General features: G+C 68.0%; 16 protein-coding genes. 10 read left to right on the top strand and 6 right to left on the bottom strand.

From position 1 onward, the window contains the following. Position 1: 1 nt before the first annotated feature. From ACXAFN_RS05960 to ACXAFN_RS05945, 4 genes are all read right to left on the bottom strand, one after another. Positions 2–1,864, bottom strand: coding sequence for a feruloyl-CoA synthase (locus ACXAFN_RS05960; RefSeq protein ID WP_474987045.1), 1,863 nt, complete (start codon positions 1,862–1,864; stop codon positions 2–4). A 215-nt stretch (positions 1,865–2,079) separates the two neighbouring features. Continuing rightward, positions 2,080–3,090 (bottom strand): TRAP transporter substrate-binding protein, encoded by a 1,011-nt coding sequence (locus ACXAFN_RS05955; RefSeq protein ID WP_474987043.1) that lies wholly within the window; start codon positions 3,088–3,090, stop codon positions 2,080–2,082. A gap of 42 nt (positions 3,091–3,132) precedes the next feature. Further along, positions 3,133–4,113, bottom strand: coding sequence for a PDR/VanB family oxidoreductase (locus ACXAFN_RS05950; RefSeq protein ID WP_474987041.1), 981 nt, complete (start codon positions 4,111–4,113; stop codon positions 3,133–3,135). After that, positions 4,110–5,177 carry an aromatic ring-hydroxylating dioxygenase subunit alpha gene (locus ACXAFN_RS05945; RefSeq protein WP_474987039.1) on the bottom strand — a complete coding sequence of 356 codons (1,068 nt, stop codon included), beginning with the start codon at positions 5,175–5,177 and terminating at the stop codon, positions 4,110–4,112. The genes ACXAFN_RS05950 and ACXAFN_RS05945 overlap by 4 nt, the downstream gene beginning before the upstream one ends. Positions 5,178–5,320: 143 nt before the next feature. Between ACXAFN_RS05945 and ACXAFN_RS05940 the strand changes: the two genes are divergently transcribed. The 4 genes from ACXAFN_RS05940 to ACXAFN_RS05925 all read left to right on the top strand — a co-directional run bounded on the left by ACXAFN_RS05940 (position 5,321) and on the right by ACXAFN_RS05925 (position 8,995). Beyond that, the gene (locus tag ACXAFN_RS05940; RefSeq protein ID WP_474987037.1) at positions 5,321–6,001 is read left to right on the top strand and encodes a GntR family transcriptional regulator; all 681 of its coding nucleotides are present in this window, start codon (positions 5,321–5,323) and stop codon (positions 5,999–6,001) included. A gap of 155 nt (positions 6,002–6,156) precedes the next feature. Further along, a complete protein-coding gene (locus ACXAFN_RS05935) occupies positions 6,157–7,182 on the top strand; it encodes a TRAP transporter substrate-binding protein (protein ID WP_474987035.1) in 1,026 nt (341 codons plus the stop codon). A 3-nt stretch (positions 7,183–7,185) separates the two neighbouring features. Then, positions 7,186–7,716 (top strand): TRAP transporter small permease, encoded by a 531-nt coding sequence (locus tag ACXAFN_RS05930; protein WP_474987033.1) that lies wholly within the window; start codon positions 7,186–7,188, stop codon positions 7,714–7,716. Next, positions 7,706–8,995, top strand: coding sequence for a TRAP transporter large permease (locus tag ACXAFN_RS05925; RefSeq protein WP_474987031.1), 1,290 nt, complete (start codon positions 7,706–7,708; stop codon positions 8,993–8,995). The genes ACXAFN_RS05930 and ACXAFN_RS05925 overlap by 11 nt, the downstream gene beginning before the upstream one ends. Positions 8,996–9,098: 103 nt before the next feature. On the opposite strand, the gene ACXAFN_RS05920 is transcribed toward ACXAFN_RS05925, so the two are convergent. Further along, positions 9,099–10,019, bottom strand: a complete 921-nt coding sequence (locus ACXAFN_RS05920) for a helix-turn-helix domain-containing protein (protein ID WP_474987029.1) — start codon at positions 10,017–10,019, stop codon at positions 9,099–9,101. A gap of 149 nt (positions 10,020–10,168) precedes the next feature. Here ACXAFN_RS05920 and pobA point away from each other — a divergent pair, with 149 nt between their 5' ends. The 5 genes from pobA to ACXAFN_RS05895 all read left to right on the top strand — a co-directional run bounded on the left by pobA (position 10,169) and on the right by ACXAFN_RS05895 (position 14,943). After that, entirely contained in the window at positions 10,169–11,365 is a 1,197-nt protein-coding gene (gene pobA / locus ACXAFN_RS05915) for a 4-hydroxybenzoate 3-monooxygenase (RefSeq protein WP_474987027.1), read from the top strand. A gap of 121 nt (positions 11,366–11,486) precedes the next feature. Continuing rightward, a complete protein-coding gene (locus ACXAFN_RS05910) occupies positions 11,487–12,434 on the top strand; it encodes a Gfo/Idh/MocA family oxidoreductase (RefSeq protein ID WP_474987025.1) in 948 nt (315 codons plus the stop codon). Positions 12,435–12,641: 207 nt separating this feature from the next. Further along, complete coding sequence (locus ACXAFN_RS05905; RefSeq protein ID WP_474987023.1) at positions 12,642–13,193, top strand: hypothetical protein; 552 nt, start codon at positions 12,642–12,644, stop codon at positions 13,191–13,193. Between the two features lie 71 nt (positions 13,194–13,264). Beyond that, on the top strand, positions 13,265–14,050 hold the full coding sequence (locus ACXAFN_RS05900; protein WP_474987021.1) for a M48 family metallopeptidase: 786 nt from the start codon (positions 13,265–13,267) through the stop codon (positions 14,048–14,050). A gap of 86 nt (positions 14,051–14,136) precedes the next feature. Continuing rightward, positions 14,137–14,943, top strand: coding sequence for an ion transporter (locus ACXAFN_RS05895; protein WP_474987019.1), 807 nt, complete (start codon positions 14,137–14,139; stop codon positions 14,941–14,943). 36 nt (positions 14,944–14,979) lie between these two features. Here the strand turns inward: ACXAFN_RS05895 and ACXAFN_RS05890 are convergent, their stop codons facing one another. After that, positions 14,980–15,855 (bottom strand): LysR family transcriptional regulator, encoded by an 876-nt coding sequence (locus ACXAFN_RS05890; RefSeq protein ID WP_474987017.1) that lies wholly within the window; start codon positions 15,853–15,855, stop codon positions 14,980–14,982. A gap of 102 nt (positions 15,856–15,957) precedes the next feature. Between ACXAFN_RS05890 and ACXAFN_RS05885 the strand changes: the two genes are divergently transcribed. Beyond that, complete coding sequence (locus tag ACXAFN_RS05885; protein ID WP_474987015.1) at positions 15,958–17,097, top strand: muconate cycloisomerase family protein; 1,140 nt, start codon at positions 15,958–15,960, stop codon at positions 17,095–17,097. Positions 17,098–17,128: the final 31 nt, after the last annotated feature.

Below are 17,128 nucleotides of genomic sequence, written 5' to 3'. Positions count from 1 at the left end.
ATCAGAGCGTGATGACGGCCGTGGCCGGCGTGTCGGCGGCATACAGGGTGCTGACCCGCTCGGCGCGTCGGGTCAGCACCTGGCGCTGGTTGATGTAGCCCTTGTCGGTGATCTCGCCGGCCTCCGCGGAGGGCGGCGCCTCGAGCAGCAGGGCGCGGGTCGGATAGGTGGAGCTGCCGCCGCCCTTGGCCTTCAGGGCCCGCATGCCCTGGCGCACCCGCTCGACGACCGCGGGATGCGACAGCACGCTGGCCGCGGGAGCGTGCTCGTCGAGCTCGGGGCACAGGGCGCGGCACTCGGCGAGGTGCGGGAAGATCAGGAAACCGATCTCGTCGCGGTCGTGGCCGGCGACCACGATGTCCTGGGCGATGGGCCTGAGGGCGTCGAGGCCGGCCATGCGCAGCGCGCCCACGTGCACCCAGGTGCCGGTGAGCAGCTTGAAGTCCTCGCTGACGCGGCCGTCGAACAGCAGGCCCTGCTCGGGGCGCTCGGGGTCCACGAAACGCACGGCGTCGCCGATCATGTAGAAGCCCTCGTCGTCGAAGGCCTTGGCCGACAGCTCGGGCTGCTTCCAGTAACCGGTGAAGATGTTGGGCCCCTTGACGCGCACCTCGAGCTTGCCGGCGGTGGGTACCAGCTTGAGGGTGGTGCCCGGTACCGGCACGCCGATGACCCCGGAGCGGATCGCCGGATAGTGGCAGTCGGTGCAGATCGGCGCGGTCTCGGTGGACCCCCAGGAGGAAGCGATCAGCACCTCGCGGCCGGTGGTCTGCCGCGCCATGGTCTCGAGCTCGGTCCACAGGTGTGCGGGCAGCGCCGCGGCCGCGTAGAAGACCAGCTGCAGGCGGCGAAAGAAGGCCTCGCGCAGGGCGGCGTTCTCGCGCAGCAGCGGCATCAGCATGTCGTAGGCGCGTGGCACGCTGAAGTAGTGGGTCGGCGAGACGTCCACGAGGTTGCGGGCGGTCTTCTCGATTAGCTCCGGGGTCGGCTTGCCGTCGTCCAGATAGAGGGTGCCGCCCCAGTGCAGCACGATGTTGAAGTTGTGATTGCCGCCGAAGGTGTGGCTCCAGGGCAGCCAGTCGAGCAGCACCGGCGGACGTTCGGCCAGAGTCGGCCAGATGAGGGCCTTGGCCCGCTGGTTGGAGCACAGCATGCGCTGGGTGTTGGGCACCGCCTTGGGCGTGCCCACCGAACCCGAGGTGAACAGGAACTTGGCGACGGTATCCGGGGTGATGGCCGCGAAGGCGCGTTGCACCGAGGCCTCGTCGCGCTCGCCCTCGAGCTCGGCGAAGGGCAGGGCGCCTGCGGTGTCGCGGCTGCGGCCGCCGGCGACCAGCTCGCCGTCGTGGCAGTCGGCGATGTTCTCGAGCGCCGGGCGGAAGGGCTCGATCGGATCGGCGTAGACCATGCCCGGCTCGAGCAGCGCGATCTGGCTCCTGAGCTTGGCGTGGTCCTTCGACATCAGCGAGCTGCCCGGCGAGACCGAGCAGCAGGGCACGCCGATATGCATGGCCGCGGTCATCAGCAGCGCATGCTCGATGCTGTTGTCCGAGAGGATCACCAGCGGACGCGCCGCGGAGAGCTCCCGGCGGAGCAGGGCGCTGGCGATGGCGGTCACCCGACGATGCGCCTCGCCGTAGGTGAGCTCACGCCAGCCGCTCTCGCCATCGCGCTCGGCCAGCCAGACCCGTTCCGGGGCCTCGCGGGCCCAGTGCTCCAGCCATTCGCCGCTGCAGCGGGCATAGTCGTCGGCTAGCGGAATCGCGGAATCCAGCAGCTGGGTGCCATCCTCCCGGACCTCGAGTCGTACCCGAGGTTCGGTGAAGGACGGGGCGGCGGATGGTTCGAGTGTGGAGGCTGTCATGACGGCTCCTGGCGGTCTCCCGACGTGCGCGGCAGATATGTTGTTTTAAAATACTGTTGTTGTACTAAACATTATGTTTGAAGACTACAACAGCTTTCGCGGCGGGTCACCCTCGTCGCCTACGTCTTTGGTCTATGGCCTTGATGCGCACGCAAACGCGAACGGCGGCCCGTGGGCCGCCGTTCGCGTTGTTCAGGAAGGAAAAGGGAGGGGGATCAGGCGGGACACTGCTCCTGCAGGGCCATGGCGTCATCGTAAATCTCGGCGGCGCGATCGCCGTGCTCGCCCAGGTAACGGTCGATGGTCTCCTGCAGCACCGGGCCCCAGTCGGGGTCGTCGAGGGCGTTGTCGATGACCAGGATCTCGTCGCCGGCCGCCTCGGCCTCCTGGCGACCCTGGCGGATCAGCTCGTCGTACACCGCCGCGGCGCGCTGCGACCACTCCTGGCCGCTGTGGTCGTCGATGACCCGTTGCAGGTCGGCGGGCAGCGCCCGGTAGGCGCGCCGGCTCATGGTGGCGAACAGCGACAGGTCGTAGAGCGGGATCTCGGTGTGATGGTCGGCCAGTTCATTGAGCCGGAAGGTCTTCATGGCTTCCCAGTTGAAGCTCAGGCCGTCGACCACGCCGCGCTGCATGGCGGTGAAGACGTCCGGCGCCGGCATGCCCACCGCCTGGGCATCGAGGCGCTCGAACATGTCGCCTACCAGCGGCGTGGGGCGGCGCAGGCGCAGGCCGGCCAGGTCATCGGGCGTCTCGATCGCTCGCTCCTGGGTATGCAGGTAACCCGGCCCCGTAGTGAACAGGAACAGCGGACGGGTGTCGGCGTACTCGTCGTCCAGCGCTCCCTGGTCGTAGAGCGACTGCAGGATGCAGGCGCCCTGGGCGGCGCTCGCCGAGACGCCGGGCAGCTCGACGACCTGGGTCAGCGGGAAGCGTCCGGCGGTATAGCCCTGGGCCGAGGCGCCGATGTCGGCGATGCCGCTGGCGGTGCTCTGGTAGGTATGGTCCGACTTGGTCAGGGTCTGGCCGGGGTAGACCTCCACCTCCAGGCGGCCCCGGGAGGCGTCCTCGACGCTGGACGCCCAGGCCTGGAAGAGCTCGCGGTCGATCAGCGATCCGCCCGGCCAGACGTGGGCGATGCGCAGGGTGGTGGTCTCGGCAAGGGAGGCCTGACTGGCCAGGGTGCAGGCCAGTGCGAGGCCGGTCACGGTCGGCTTGAGTCGCATGGAATCCTCATCGTGTCGTTGTGGTTATGGGGAATCGAGGGATCAGAGGTCCAGCACCAGCACCTTGCTTTTCGCGCGCGAGCAGCAAGGGGTGAACTGGTCGTTGGCGGCGTGCTCGTGGTCTTCCAGGAACAGATCGCGATGGTCGGGTTCGCCCTCGAGCACCCGGGTCAGGCAGGTGCCGCATACGCCCTGTTCGCAGGAGACCATGATCTCGACGCCGTTCTCGGCCAGCACCTGGTGCACGGTCTTGTCGGCGGGCACGGTGTAGCGGGCGCCGCTGCTGGCGAGCCTGACCTCGAAGCTGTCATCGTCTTCGCTGGCGGTCACGGCGCCGGCGAAGTACTCGCTGTGCAGCCGGTCGTCGGGCCACCCCTGGGCCTTGGCCGTCGACATCACGGCGTCGATGAAGCCGGAGGGGCCACAGACATAGACCCGGGCATCGGGATCCGGGGTGGCAAGCAGCCCGGCCAGGTCGAGCTTCTGGTCCTCGTCGCCGTCGTCGAAGTGGAAGCGCACCCGGTCGGCGAAGCCGGCGGCGTCGATGCGCTCGCGGAAGGCCGTGCGCTCCGGCGACCGGGTGCAGTAGTGCAACTCGAAGTCGGCGCCGGTGTGCGCCAGCCGTTCGGCCATGCACAGCAGCGGGGTGATGCCGATGCCGCCGGCCAGCAGCAGGACGCGCTTGGCCGGCTCGAGCGGAAAGTGGTTCTTGGGCGCGCTGATCTGGATCAGGTCGCCTTCCTGGAGCGCGTCGTGCATGGCCACGGAGCCGCCCCGTGAGGCCGGGTCGCGCAGCACGCCGATCTGGTAGCGGTCGCGCTCCTCGGGGTGATTGCACAGCGAGTACTGGCGAACCAGTCCTTCCTGACCCTGCGATGGGACGCGCACGTCGATGTGAGCGCCGGCACCGAAGGCCGGCAGCGGCCGGCCGTGGGGATCGGCAAGTTCGAAGGTGACGATGTCGCGGGCTTCCTCGCGGCGCGTCTTGACCTCGACGATCAGCGACAGGGGAACCTGGCTCATGAGACGCCCTCCTTCTCGGAGACCTCGTTTTCCTCGGCGAGGATCCGGTCGATGATACGCCGCGCCTGGACGCCGCCGCCGTCGATGTTGAGCTTGAGCAGCTGGCGGTCGGGGTAGCGCAGCAGGTTGCGCTGCTGGGACTCCAGCATCTCCAGGTCCTCGGAGAAGATCTGGCCCTGGCCCTCGCGGATGCGGTCGGTGAGCGCCTGGTCCTCCGGCTTGAAGTTGCGCGCCATGCCCCAGAAGTACCAGATCGAGGTATCGGTCTCGGGGGTGATGAAATCGACCACGATGCTCGACGCCTTGACCTCCGCCGGCGCCTGGTAGCCGCCATGGCCGGCATGGGCCACGCCCACCTCGATCAGCACATGGCTCGGCGGGGTGAAGCGACAGATCTGCCAGCGATCCACCGGCACGTCGTCGGCCAGGCCGTTGCCGCGCAGCGCCGCCTGCCAGAAGGGCGGGGCGGGAATGCGCTCCATGTGGCGTTCGGTGATCGCCTCGTCGCCCTCGACGCGGGTCGCGGGCGCGGACTCCTCGATCTCCGGCTGGCCGATGCTGGAGGCGTGGACATAGGTCTCATGGGTCAGGTCCATGAGGTTGTCGATCATCAGCCGGTAGTCGCAGTGGATGTGATAGAGCCCGCCGCCGTAGGCCCAGTCCGGATCCTCGGCCCAGCGCAGCTCGGGAATCAGCCCGGGGTCGGCCCGCTCCGGATCGCCCGGCCAGATCCACACGAAGCCGTGGCGCTCTTCGACCGGGTAGGCGCGGATGCGCGGGAAGCCCCGCACGCGCTGCCCCGGCATGCTGGAACACTTGCCGTCGCAGCCCATCTCCAGGCCGTGGTAGCCGCACACCAGCCGGCCGTCGCGCACGAAGCCCAGCGACAGCGGGGCGCCACGATGGGGGCAGAAGTCCTCCACCGCGGCGACCTTGCCTTCCTCGCCGCGGAAGAACACGATCGGTTCATTGCAGATGGTGCGGCCCAGCGGCTTGTCTTCCAGCTCGTCGGGGGTACAGGCGACGTACCAGGTATTCTTGGGATAGGGGGCCGGGTGGGTCATGGGATCTCCTCGGGTGACGGTCCAGGATCTTTGTATTTTGGATCCAAAGTTAAGGTTCTGGGCCTATAATCGGTCAACTTATCCTTTAGTTGGATCCATAGGGACGGCGCCGCCGAAACCAATGACAACGGTAGGGAAATCAGGTGAGTAACAGTGGCAAGAGCGTGGTAAGCCAGCTGCGCCGGTTGATCAGCGAGGGAGAGCTGCCGCCCGGGCGGCGGCTCGGCGAGGTCGCGGTGGCGGAGCAGTTAGGGGTGTCCAGAACGCCGGTACGCCTGGCCTTCCGCACCCTGGAGCAGGAGGGACTGCTGCAGCGGGCCGGCAAGCGCGGCTTTCAGGTGCGCGAGTTCTCCGATACCGACGTGCGCTGCGCGGTGGAGGTGCGTGGCGTCCTGGAGGGGCTGGCGGCACGCCGCCTGGCCGAGCAGGGGCTCTCCTCGGTACTGCTCGGTCAACTGGAGTTCTGGATCCAAAAGGGCCGCGATCTGCTCGCCAAGGGTCACCTCGTCGAAGACGATGTGGTCGATTGGGGCGAGCTGAACCGAGGCTTCCACGAGGCGATCGTGGGGTCCGCGGGCAGTGGGGTCATCGGCGATGCGATCGCCCGCAATAACCATCTGCCCTTCGCGGCGGCGGACTCGATCATCCTCGACACCGCGGCGCTGGCACGGGAGTTTCGCAAGCTGCAGCTGGCGCAGATGCACCACGAGCTGGTGCTCCAGGCCCTGCGCGACGGCGAGGGCGCCCGGGCCGAGATGCTGATGCGCGAACATGCCCTGGTCGGGTTGCGCTACGCTGAGGTGCTGGAGGGAGAGGCCCGCTGAGCCCCGGCGAGCACCGATGGATCCCGTCTACGACCAAAGTCGCTTTCCCCCTCGGCGGCGGGTGGTTTACCTTTCCTCGTTATAACGAACAGATGTTCACCATGCGAACTTGCTGTGGTGATCAACGATAACGATACGAACGCTCGGAGGAAACCATGAAGACCCAGGTCACCGCTTGCCTGCTGGCGGCATCCATCGCCGGCCTGGCCACCGCGTCCGCCCAGGCCGCCACCACCCTGCGCATGGCCCACTTCTGGCCCGGGGCCTCCGGCATCAACCAGGAGATCTTCGAGGCCTGGGCCGAGACCGTCGAAGAGCAGTCCGGCGGTGAGCTGCGCGTCGAGATGTATCCCTCCGGCACCCTGGCCAAGCCCGATGCCATCTACGAGGCGGCGGCCAACGGCATCGCCGATATCGGCGCCACGGCCCAGGGCTACACCGCCGGGCGCTTCCCGCTGTCGCAGGTCGTCGAACTGCCCGGGGTCGCCGACAATGCCACCCAGGGCGCCTGCGTGCTGCAGACCCTCTATGACGAGGGGCACCTGGACGCGGAGTACGAGGATACCCGCCCGCTGTTCATGTTCACCACCGGGCCGGGCGGCATCCACACCATCGACACCGATGTCCAGGTGCCGTCGGACCTGGATGGCCTGCGCATCCGCCGGCCCACCGCGGTGGCCGGCGAGATGCTCGAGAGCATGGGCGCCACCCCGGTGGGCATGCCGGCGCCGGACATCTACACCGCCATGCAGCGCGGCGTGATCGACGGCCTGAGCTTCCCCTGGGAGGGGCTCAAGGGCTTCCGCATCAACGAGCTGGTCAGCCACCACACCGAGGTGCCCTTCTACACCCTGATCTTCGTCGCCACCATGAGCCAGCGCACCTACGATCGGCTGAGCCCCGAGCAGCAGGCGGTGATCGATGCCAACTCGGGCATGCAGTGGGCCGAGAACGCCGGGGCGGTGTTCGACCGCCTCGATCGCGAGGGCAAGCAGGAGGCCACCGAGGCGGGCCATACCATCCGCGAGGTCGCCGACCCGCTGAACGACCCGGACTGGCAGCAGCCGCTCCAGGACGGCATCGACGGCTACCTGGCCCGCCTCGAGGAGCGCGGCCTGCCGGGCCGCGAGGTCTACGAGGCGGCGCTGGCGGCCAGCGATGCCTGCGTCGCCCAGGAATAAGCCATGATGACGACCCATCTGGAACGGGCCAGCCACGCGCTGGCCCTCGTCTGTCGGGTGGTGGCCGGGGTCGCCCTGATCGCCCTGCTGGCGGTGACCATCGCCGACGTCAGCACCCGCTATCTGTATCGGCTCACCGAGGGCGCCATCGCCCTGCGGGTGACCGGCAGCGTCGAGCTGGTCAGCTACCTGATGCTGTGCTCGCTGCTGGCCGCCATGGCGGCCAACGTCGAGAAGAGCCAGGTGGTGGTCGAGGCCTTTTCCCACGGCCTCGCCCCGGCGATCAAGAACCGCCTGCACGGCGTCTACCTGCTGGGCTTCGCGGCGCTGGGCCTGGTGCTCTTCCTCGGTCTGGTCGACTCGGCGCAGAACGCGGCCTCCCACGGCGAGGTGACCCAGGATCTGCGCCTGCCGATGAGCCCCATCTACTACGCGGCCGCGGTCCTGAGCCTGCTGCTGGGCGTGCGTAGCCTGATCGAGGCGCTGCTCGGCGCGCTGTTCGGTCGCGACGCGGAGGTGTCCCATGGCGAGTGAGATGATCGGGGCGCTGGGCCTCGGCGGGCTGCTGGTGCTGATGATCCTGCGCGTGCCGGTGGCGCTGACCATGCTGATCGTCGGGGTGGTGGGCTTCGCCCAGGTGATCAGCTGGGACGCGGCGATTTCCCAGCTCAAGACGGTGCCGGTGGAGGTGCTCTCCAACTACAGCTTCAGCGCGGTGCCGATGTTCATCCTGATGGGCGTGCTGGCGGCGCACTCCGGCATGGCCGGCAAGCTGTTCCAGGCTACCCGGGTGATCTGCGGCGGCTGGAAGGGCGGCCTGGCGATCGCCGCGGTGGGCTCCTGCGGGGTGTTCTCGGCGATCTCCGGGTCGTCGCTGGCCACCGCCAGCACCATGACCCGCGTCGCGCTGCCGGAGATGGAGCGCTACGGCTACCATCGCGGCTTGGCCACCGGGGCGCTGGCCGCCGGCGGCACCCTGGGGATCATGATCCCGCCGTCCATCGCGCTGCTGATCTATGCCATCCTCACCGAGCAGTCGGTGGGCGACATGTTCATGGCCGGGCTGGTGCCGGGGCTGATGGGGCTGGTGATGTACGCCCTCACCGTGACCGTGGTGATGCGCGTGAAGCCGTCGCTGGCGGTGGCCGGCGAGCCGACCACCTGGCGCGAGAAGCTGGCCTCGCTGTCCGGGCTGGTGCCGTTCTTCGCGGTGTTCCTGGTGATGATCCTGGGCATCTACTTCGGCGTCTTCACCCCCACCGAGGGGGCCAGCGTGGGGGCCTTCGCCACCCTGCTCTACGCCCTGGCCAAGGGCCTGCGCGGGCGCGAGCTGTGGCGGGCGGTACAGGAGACCCTGGCGCTGTCGACGGTGGTGTTCTTCATGCTGGTGGGCGCCGACACCCTGGGCTACTTCATCTCGGTGTCGCGGATCTCGTTCTCGATCAGCGACTTCCTCTACGGCATGGAGCTGGCGCCGATCGTGGTCGTGCTGTGCATCCTGCTGATGTACTTCGTGCTGGGCATGTTCATGGATGCCATCGCCATGCTGGTGATCACGGTGCCGGTGGTGTTCCCGATCATCCAGTCGCTGGGCATCGACCCGGTGTGGTTCGGCATCGTCACGGTGCTGACCGTGGAGCTGGGGCTGATCACCCCACCGGTGGGCATGAACGTGTTCGTGATCAAGGCCATGGCGCCCCATGTCTCGCTGGGCGAGATCTTCCGCGGGGTGTCGCCGTTCATTGTCTCGGACTTCGTGCGCCTGGCGCTGCTGATCCTGTTCCCGGCGCTGACCGGGCTGTTCTTGCTGTAGGCAGGCGTCCGACGACGCTCGATGTCTCATAGCCGGCCCTCGGGCCGGCTTTTTCGTGGGCGCTCTGGGGCTCTCCGATCCCGCCGTGCCGTGCCGTGCCTCATTAGGTGCCTGACGTGGCCCCGTCGCGCTCCGCGACGCTCTGCTGTCGCCGAAAGTCGCGGGGCGGCATGCCAGCGAGGCGCTTGAAGAAGCGCGTGAAGTAGGCCGGCTCGGAGAAGCCGAGGCCGTCGGCTACCTCACCCACTGTCATGTTGGTGTAGGTGAGCTGGCGCTTGGCCTCGAGCAGCAGGCGCTCGTGGAGCAGCTGCAGGGCGCTGCGCCCGGCCAGGCGTCGACACAGCAGGTTGAGATGGGCGCTGCTCATGCCCAATTGCTCGGCGAACCACTCGATGCCGGGCTGCTCGGCGTAGTGCTCTTCGATCAAGGCCTGGTAGGCCTGAAGATGCTCCCTGGCCTCGCCACGCTGCCGGGGCCGCGAACGGGCCGCGCGCCCCGGCGCGGGGTCGGCCAGCCGGGCCACCTCGACGGTCAGTGCCTCCACCAGGGCCTCCAGCAGGCGACTACGGCCCAGCGCCGGATGCCGATACTCGTCGTCGATCTGGTCGATCAGGGTGGCGATACGTGCCCGCTGACGCGGCGCGTGCAGCGGATGGGCCTCGGGTCGGGCCAGCACGCCGGCCTGGCCGGCCAGGCGCTGCTGCAGTCCTTCGACCAGCGGCCGCGACAGGGTGACGATGTGGCCCTGGGTGGCCGGCGAGAAATGGAAGCCGTGGATGCTCATGGCCGGCACCACGATCAGCAGCGGGGCATCGAAGTCCCGATTGCCGCCCTCCAGCTCCAGGTTCACGCCGCCCGCCGAGAGATGCAGCAGATGGTAGAGGTCGGCATGGCGGTGGGGGCGAATGCGCCAGTCATGGCGGCGGCTGCGCTCGGGGATCGATTCGCAGTGCAGCAGGTCTGGCGTCGGCCACTGTCGGGTCTCGCCGTAGAGCTGGAAGACGGGAACGAGGGAGTCGGCCATGGCGGTTCCTGAACGGGGATGCTACGACTAAGGTAGGTGCTAGATGCCGGAAATGTCCAAGACGTGATGCGGATATTGCCTTATCCGGGCCGTGGTTTCAGTGAAAAATACAACTCATCAACCGCGAACGCATCATCACGGAGCACGCCATGAAAACACAGGTCGCGATCATCGGCGCCGGTCCCTCTGGGCTGCTGCTGGGTCAGCTGCTGAGCCGGCAGGGTATCGACAACGTCATCCTCGAGCGCAAGAGCGGTGAATACGTGCTGAGCCGCATCCGTGCCGGCGTGCTGGAGCAGGGCATGGTCGACCTGCTGCGCGAGGCGGGCGTGGACGAGCGCATGGATGCCGAAGGCCTGCCCCACGACGGGGTCGAGCTGGCCTTCGACAACCGCCGGGTGCGTATCGATCTCGCCGGGCTGACCGGTGGCAAGCGGGTGATGGTCTACGGTCAGACCGAGGTGACGCGCGACCTGATGGCGGCCCGCGAGGCCAGCGGCGGTACGACGATCTATGAGGCCGACAATGTCCAGCCCCACGATCTCGAGAGTGACGGCCCCGATGCCAGGCCCTACGTCACCTTCGAGAAGGACGGCGAGACGCATCGCCTGTACTGCGACTATGTGGCGGGCTGCGACGGCTTCCATGGCGTGTCGCGGCGCTCGATTCCCGACGACCGCATCAAGGAGTTCGAGCGGGTCTACCCATTCGGCTGGCTGGGGTTGCTGTCCGACACCCCGCCGGTGGCCGACGAGCTGATCTATGCCCGCCACGAACGCGGCTTCGCACTGTGCAGCATGCGCTCCGAGACCCGCAGCCGCTACTACATTCAGGTGCCGCTGGACGAGAAGGTCGAGGACTGGTCGGACGAGCGCTTCTGGGAGGAGCTCAAGCGCCGTTTGCCCGAGGAGACCGCGGCCCAGCTGGTCACCGGTCCGTCGCTGGAGAAGAGCATCGCGCCGCTGCGCAGCTTCGTGGTCGAGCCCATGCAATACGGCCGGCTCTTCCTGGTGGGCGATGCCGCCCACATCGTGCCGCCCACCGGGGCCAAGGGGCTCAACCTGGCGGCCAGCGACGTGAATACCCTCTATCGGTTGCTGGTCAAGGTCTACCGGGAAGGGCGTACCGACCTGATCCCGCGCTATTCCGAGACCTGCCTCAAGCGCATCTGGAAGGCCGAACGCTTCTCCTGGTGGATGACCTCGATGCTGCACAAGTTCTCCGAGGAGGAAGACTTCGGCAGCCGCATGCAGCAGGCCGAGCTCGACTATGTCACCGGCTCCGTGGCGGGGCTCACCACCATCGCCGAGAACTACGTGGGGCTGCCCTACGAGCCTCTGGAGTAGCGGCCCGAGGTCGAGGGCGAGGTTCGCGGGGCAAGGCGTGGGGGGCAAGGTGTAAGAGGAAAGGCGCGAGGCGTGAGGGCCTCTGGCATCATGCGCTCGACATTCGTGAAGGGAGCACACCATGAGCGAGCGACCACTGCGTCTGTTGCTGGCCGGCGAGGGGGGCATCGCCGGCGTCCATATGCGGGTCCTCGGCGAGATCCCCGGCGTGGACGTGGCCTGCCTGGTGGGCGGCGACGGGGCCGATGCCCGCGCCTTCGCCGCGGAGTGGGGGATTCCCGAGGTAAGCCTGGATCTCGATGTCGCCTTGGCCCGGGACGACCTCGATGGGGTGATCCTGGCCACGCCGAGCCAGCTGCACGCCGGGCAGGCCGAGCGGGTGATCGCCGCCGGCAAGCACCTGCTGTGCGAGATCCCCATGGCCCTGAGCCTCGCCGAGGCCGAGCGGATCACCGCCCGGGCCGAGGCCTCAAGCAGGGTCTGCATGGTGGCCCATACGCGGCGTTTCAACCCGCCGCACCGTGAGCTCAGGCGGCGCCTGGCCGCCGGCGAGTTTCACCTCCAGCACCTGGTGTCGGAGACCTACTTCTTCCGCCGCGAGAACCTCAACATGCAGGGCCAGCCGCGCCGCTGGGTGGACGACCTGCTGTGGCACCACGCCTGCCACAGCGTCGACCTCTTCGCCTGGCTGCTCAACGACCCCGACCCTGAGGCCTGGGGCAGCCGGGGGCCGGACCACCCCGAGCTCGGCATTCCCATGGACATGAGCATCGGGCTGCGCTCGCGTCGCGGCGTGCTGGCGACCCTGGCGCTGTCGTTCAACAATCGCGGCCCGTTCGGCGGCTTCTATCGCTACATCGGCGAGGAAGATACCTTCCGGGTCTTCCGAGATGAGCTCGAGGACCATCGGGGCGAGTCGCTTCCGTTGAGCGGCGGCGGCTTCGCGGACCAGGACCGCGAGTTCGTCGCCGCCATTCGCGAGGGCCGCGCGCCCGAGGCCTCCTTCGCCAGCTGCCTGCCGAGCATGCGGGTGCTCGATCGCCTGCAGCGGGGCATGGCCGCCGGATAGGGCACCGAGATGGCCTTTCGGTGGACAGGGCTCGTGGGAGGCGCGGATGAGCGCGGCGACCTGGGCTATCCTGAATGGTCTTCGACGCCGCGACCGGGCGGCATCGCGTCCCAGCTCGCGCCTCGGTCGAGCCTCTGATGCGGGAGATCGCATCGCCATGCCCCTCACTACCCTTTCGAAGCATCACGCCCACGCGGGAGATCGCCCATGAGGCCACTGTTCGTTGCCATCGCCGTTGCCGCCGGCTGGCTGCTCGCCGCCGGAGAGGTACAGGCCGAGGGCATTCCCGCGCTCGATTACCGCTGCCCCGGGGACATCGCCTTTCACGCAGAAGCGGGCGGGCCCTTCTCGATCAACGGCGAACGCGCCGAGACCGAGCAGTTCAGCGACACCTACTACGAGGCCACGGGGGAGGGCGTGACCGTCTCCGTGTCGCTCAATATCGATGGCACGGCCAACGTGTCCTATTCCGCCCCGGGCGGGACCCACGGGGTCTGCCGGCCGGTGGATGGCGCGCCCCGGACCCTGGGCATCCCGCTGCTCAACTTTGCCTGCCCCGGCGATATCTCGCTGCATGCCAGCGAGGGAGGCCCCTTCTTCATCAACGGCGAGCGGGCCGAGGCCGAGCGGTTCAGCGACACCTACTACGAGGCTCGGGGAGAGGACGTGACGATCTCGATCATGCCGGATGGCGCCGGCTCGGCGGACGTCTCCTATACCGGCCCCGGCGGGGCCCACGGCGTCTGCGCGCCCGAGTGACGCCATGGCTTGCGCCTGGCGGTAGAGCTCGTATGCTGGCGGCTCCGCGATTCACAAGGAGAGCGAGCCCGATGCGCCTGCTCCTGACGCTACTGGTCCTGCTGGTACTGGCCGGCTGCGAGGAAACGCCCGCCGGGCGCTCGCAGCTGGCGCTGGTGCCCGACACCCTGATGGCGCAATTGGGCGAGCAGAGTTTCGCCCAGCTGCGCGAGCGCCGACCCGCCGTGCAGGACCCGGCCCTCGACCGGCGGGTGCAATGCGTGGCCGACGCGGTGGTGGAGGCCGCGCGGCGTCACTATCCCGGGGTCGAGATGCCCGCGGCCTGGGAGGTGGTGGTCTTCGACGATGCCTCGCCTAACGCCTTCGCCTTGCCCGGCGGGCGCATCGGCGTGCATAGCGGCCTGCTGCGGGTCGCCGAGTCACCGGATCAGCTGGCGGCGGTGATCGGCCACGAGGTCGCCCACGTGCTGGCCGACCACGGCAACGAGCGGCTCACCCAGCAGCTGGGCATCAAGGCCGCGCTGCTGGTGGTGGGACTGGTCAGCGAGGGCGAGCTGGCCGGGGAGCCGCTGATGCGGGCGCTGGGCATCGGCGCCCAACTGGGCATCAGCCTGCCGTTCAGCCGTACCCACGAGGAGGAAGCCGACCTCATGGGGCTCGAGATCATGGCGGCGGCGGGGTTCGACCCCGCCGAAAGCGTCGCGCTGTGGCGCAACATGGCCGCGGCCGGGGGCGACCAGCCGCCGGAGTTCCTCTCCACTCACCCCGCCCATGCCTCGCGCATCGCCCTGCTCGACGGCCACCTCGACGAGGCCCGCGCGCTGGGACGCCAGGCCCAGGCGCCGGCCTGCGGTTGACGCCCCGTCATGCCGGGGGAGGCGACAAGCGGGCGCCGGGGGCGTAAGGTGCGGAAGTTCGTGCCCCCGACGCCGACCCGGATGCCATGAACGATCATTTCACCCCCTTCCAGCTGCTGATCCTGGTGCTGTCCTTCTACGTCCTCGGCGCCCTGGCCGCGGACGTGTTCTTCGCGTTGCCCCCCGAGCTCTCGCGGCTGCTGCACTACCTGGACCTGGTGGCCTGCCTGTTCTTCTTCACCGATTTCTGCATCCGTTTTCGAGCCGCGCCGAGCAAGTGGCGGTTCATGCGCTGGGGGTGGATCGACCTGGTGGCGAGCATCCCCGCCGGCCTGCTGTTCGCCGGCCGCCTGGTGCGGGTGGTGCAGGTGATCCGCCTGCTGCGGGCGATCAAGTCGATGCACATGATCTGGCGGCTGCTGTTTCGCAATCGCGCCAAGGGCATCTTCGCCTCGGCCGCCACCGCGACCCTGCTGCTGGTGGCCTTCGGCTCGATGACCATCCTGCTGGTGGAGGGGCCCAATCCCGACAGCGCCATCGACACCGCCGAGGAGGCGCTATGGTGGGCCTTCGTGACGGTGACCACGGTGGGCTACGGCGACTACTTCCCGGTGACCACCCTGGGGCGGGTGGTGGCGGTGGCGCTGATGGTCGCCGGGGTGGGGCTGTTCGGCAGCTTCGCCGCCTACGTGGGCTCGCTGTTCGTCGGCGACCAGGAAAGCGAGCAGGCGCGCCTGCATCGGGCCAATCGCGATCTGATCCGCGAGCTGTACGGCGAGGTGCGCGCCCTGCGCGAGGAGGTGGGAGCGCTGCGCGGCGAGCTCGCCGACCGGGAAGGCGAGCCGCTCGGCAGCGACGGCGGGCCGACTAGCGGCCGCCGTCCCGGTCCTTGACCTCGTATTGCTCTCGGGGCATGCGCCAACAGTTAATTATTTCTCATCGCTCAGCAGAGCATCGATTTGGCGCATGACAGGAGAAAGCGGCTCCCCTTTACGTCGACTATAGATCACGGGAGAAGAGATGGTCTCGTCGGCCAAGGGCTTGAAGACGATACCCTCTCGCTGAACACAACTGACCTGTTCCGGCACCAGGGTGATGCCCAGGCCCGAGGCCACCAGTCCTAGGGCTGTCTGTAGCTCGTTGGTTTCCTGCACCACGCGAATGGCGATACCACGACGCCGAAACTGACCCTGTACCATATCGGCCAGGCTGGGGCGGGGCGTAGCGGGAAACAGGATCAAAGGGTGCTCGGCCAGCTCGGCCAATGTCGGTTGTTTGTCCCTCAAAGGATGATCAGCCGGCAGGGCGGCGATCAATGGCTCATCGAAGAGTACCTTCTGTTCGATCTCCGGGTCATCAATCTTCAGGCGTCCGAACCCTAGGTCTATTCGACCGGCCTTGAGCGCCTGGACCTGCTCCACTGTGGTCAACTCTCTCAGGGAAAGCTCGACGTCATCCTTTTGTCGCAGGCTGCGAACGAGCAATGGTAACTGTCCGTAGAACACCGAGGGCACGAAACCAATGCCGAATATTGGCGCCAGACCGCGCTCCATCTGGCGAATGATCGCCATGCTCGTCTCTACCTTGCTCAGAATCTGCTTTGCCTGCTCATGCAAGAACTCTCCGGTCGCCGTCAGAGATAGACCCCTGGGGCTTCGAAAGAAAAGCTGAGTGCCGAGCTCGTTTTCTATTGCCTTGATTTTTCTTGATAAAGGCGGCTGTGTCATATGTAGCTTGGCGGCCGCTCGCGTCAGGTTAAGCTCTTCGGCGATGACGAGAAATACCCTCAGTTGACTAAGTTCCATCATACCTCCTAGGGCATGGAGCCTGTCCGAATGGATATTGGTCGGGGGACACGGGTATGACGAGAATACTTGAAAAGTATAGTTACTGGTATCGAGACACCCATGTCATCTGTGATCGAGTCCATCGAGACGCTGCTGGTCGATCTGCCGACCATCCGCCCCCACAAGCTTTCCATGGCCACCATGGCCTGCCAGACGATGGTCATCGTGCGCCTGCGCGCGAGCGACGGCATCGAGGGGCTGGGCGAGGGCACCACCATCGGCGGCCTGAGCTACGGGCCCGAGAGCCCGGAGAGCATCAAGCGCAACATCGATGCCTACCTGGCGCCGCTGCTGGTCGGCCAGCCCTCGAGCAACCTCAACGCCCTGATGGCGCGCCTGAACCGCCACGTGCGCGGTAACCCCATCGCCAAGTCGGCGCTGGAGACCGCGCTGCTGGACGCCCAGGGCAAGCGCCTGGGGCTGTCGGTGGCCGAGCTGCTGGGCGGCGCCCGCCACGCGCACCTGCCGGTACTGTGGACCTTGGCCTCCGGCGATACCCGCAAGGATATCGACGAGGCCTTCCAGCGCCTCGACGACGGCCGCCACTGCGACTTCAAGCTCAAGATCGGCGCCAACGCCCTGGAACAGGACGTGCGCCACGTGGCGGACATCAAGGCGGCGCTGGGCGACCGGGCCAGCGTGCGCGTCGACGTCAACCAGGCCTGGGACGAGGCCACCGCGGTGCGCGGCATCGCCGCCCTGCAGGAGGCCGGCATCGCCTTGATCGAGCAGGCCATCCCGGCCCGCGAGCAGGCCATCCCGGCCCGCGAGCAGGCCGGCCTGATTCGCCTGGCCGAGCGCTTCCGGGTGCCGATGCTGGCCGACGAGGCGGTGGCCGACGCCCGCGACGGCCTGGACCTGGTGGCCGGCGGCTTCAGCGGCGCCTTCGCGCTGAAGATCGCCAAGGCCGGCGGGCCGCGGCCGGCGCTGGCACTGGCGCAGCTGGCCCAGACCGCCGGCATCGGCCTGTACGGTGGCACCATGCTCGAGGGCACCATCGGCACCGCCGCCTCGCTGCATGCCTGGGCGACGCTGCCCGAGATGGCCTGGGGCACCGAGATGTTCGGCCCGCTGCTGCTCAAGGACGACATCGTCGCCGAGCCGCTGCGCTACCACGACTTCGGCGTCGACTTGCCGGCCGGTCCTGGCCTCGGCATCGCCCTCGACGAAGACAAGCTGACCCACTATTCGCGCAAGTAAGTCCGGGCGCTGAGACTGAAGAGAGAGGAGA

The sequence above is a fragment of the Halomonas sp. ABH4_019 genome, from assembly GCF_056159885.1.
The sequence above is the reverse complement of the archived record's forward strand: the minus strand, read 5'-3'. Positions and strand labels throughout refer to the sequence as shown.

What these genes read in the sequence shown, in the direction of transcription:
- pobA (WP_474987027.1), top strand. Translation starts at nt 10,169, where the DNA reads ATGAAAACACAGGTCGCGATCATCGGCGCCGGTCCCTCTGGGCTGCTG.
- ACXAFN_RS05935 (WP_474987035.1), top strand. Translation starts at nt 6,157, where the DNA reads ATGAAGACCCAGGTCACCGCTTGCCTGCTGGCGGCATCCATCGCCGGC.
- ACXAFN_RS05910 (WP_474987025.1), top strand. Translation starts at nt 11,487, where the DNA reads ATGAGCGAGCGACCACTGCGTCTGTTGCTGGCCGGCGAGGGGGGCATC.
- ACXAFN_RS05900 (WP_474987021.1), top strand. Translation starts at nt 13,265, where the DNA reads ATGCGCCTGCTCCTGACGCTACTGGTCCTGCTGGTACTGGCCGGCTGC.
- ACXAFN_RS05885 (WP_474987015.1), top strand. Translation starts at nt 15,958, where the DNA reads ATGTCATCTGTGATCGAGTCCATCGAGACGCTGCTGGTCGATCTGCCG.
- ACXAFN_RS05945 (WP_474987039.1), bottom strand. Translation starts at nt 5,177, where the DNA reads ATGACCCACCCGGCCCCCTATCCCAAGAATACCTGGTACGTCGCCTGT.
- ACXAFN_RS05890 (WP_474987017.1), bottom strand. Translation starts at nt 15,855, where the DNA reads ATGGAACTTAGTCAACTGAGGGTATTTCTCGTCATCGCCGAAGAGCTT.
- ACXAFN_RS05960 (WP_474987045.1), bottom strand. Translation starts at nt 1,864, where the DNA reads ATGACAGCCTCCACACTCGAACCATCCGCCGCCCCGTCCTTCACCGAA.
- ACXAFN_RS05925 (WP_474987031.1), top strand. Translation starts at nt 7,706, where the DNA reads ATGGCGAGTGAGATGATCGGGGCGCTGGGCCTCGGCGGGCTGCTGGTG.
- ACXAFN_RS05930 (WP_474987033.1), top strand. Translation starts at nt 7,186, where the DNA reads ATGATGACGACCCATCTGGAACGGGCCAGCCACGCGCTGGCCCTCGTC.
- ACXAFN_RS05950 (WP_474987041.1), bottom strand. Translation starts at nt 4,113, where the DNA reads ATGAGCCAGGTTCCCCTGTCGCTGATCGTCGAGGTCAAGACGCGCCGC.
- ACXAFN_RS05955 (WP_474987043.1), bottom strand. Translation starts at nt 3,090, where the DNA reads ATGCGACTCAAGCCGACCGTGACCGGCCTCGCACTGGCCTGCACCCTG.
- ACXAFN_RS05920 (WP_474987029.1), bottom strand. Translation starts at nt 10,019, where the DNA reads ATGGCCGACTCCCTCGTTCCCGTCTTCCAGCTCTACGGCGAGACCCGA.
- ACXAFN_RS05905 (WP_474987023.1), top strand. Translation starts at nt 12,642, where the DNA reads ATGAGGCCACTGTTCGTTGCCATCGCCGTTGCCGCCGGCTGGCTGCTC.
- ACXAFN_RS05895 (WP_474987019.1), top strand. Translation starts at nt 14,137, where the DNA reads ATGAACGATCATTTCACCCCCTTCCAGCTGCTGATCCTGGTGCTGTCC.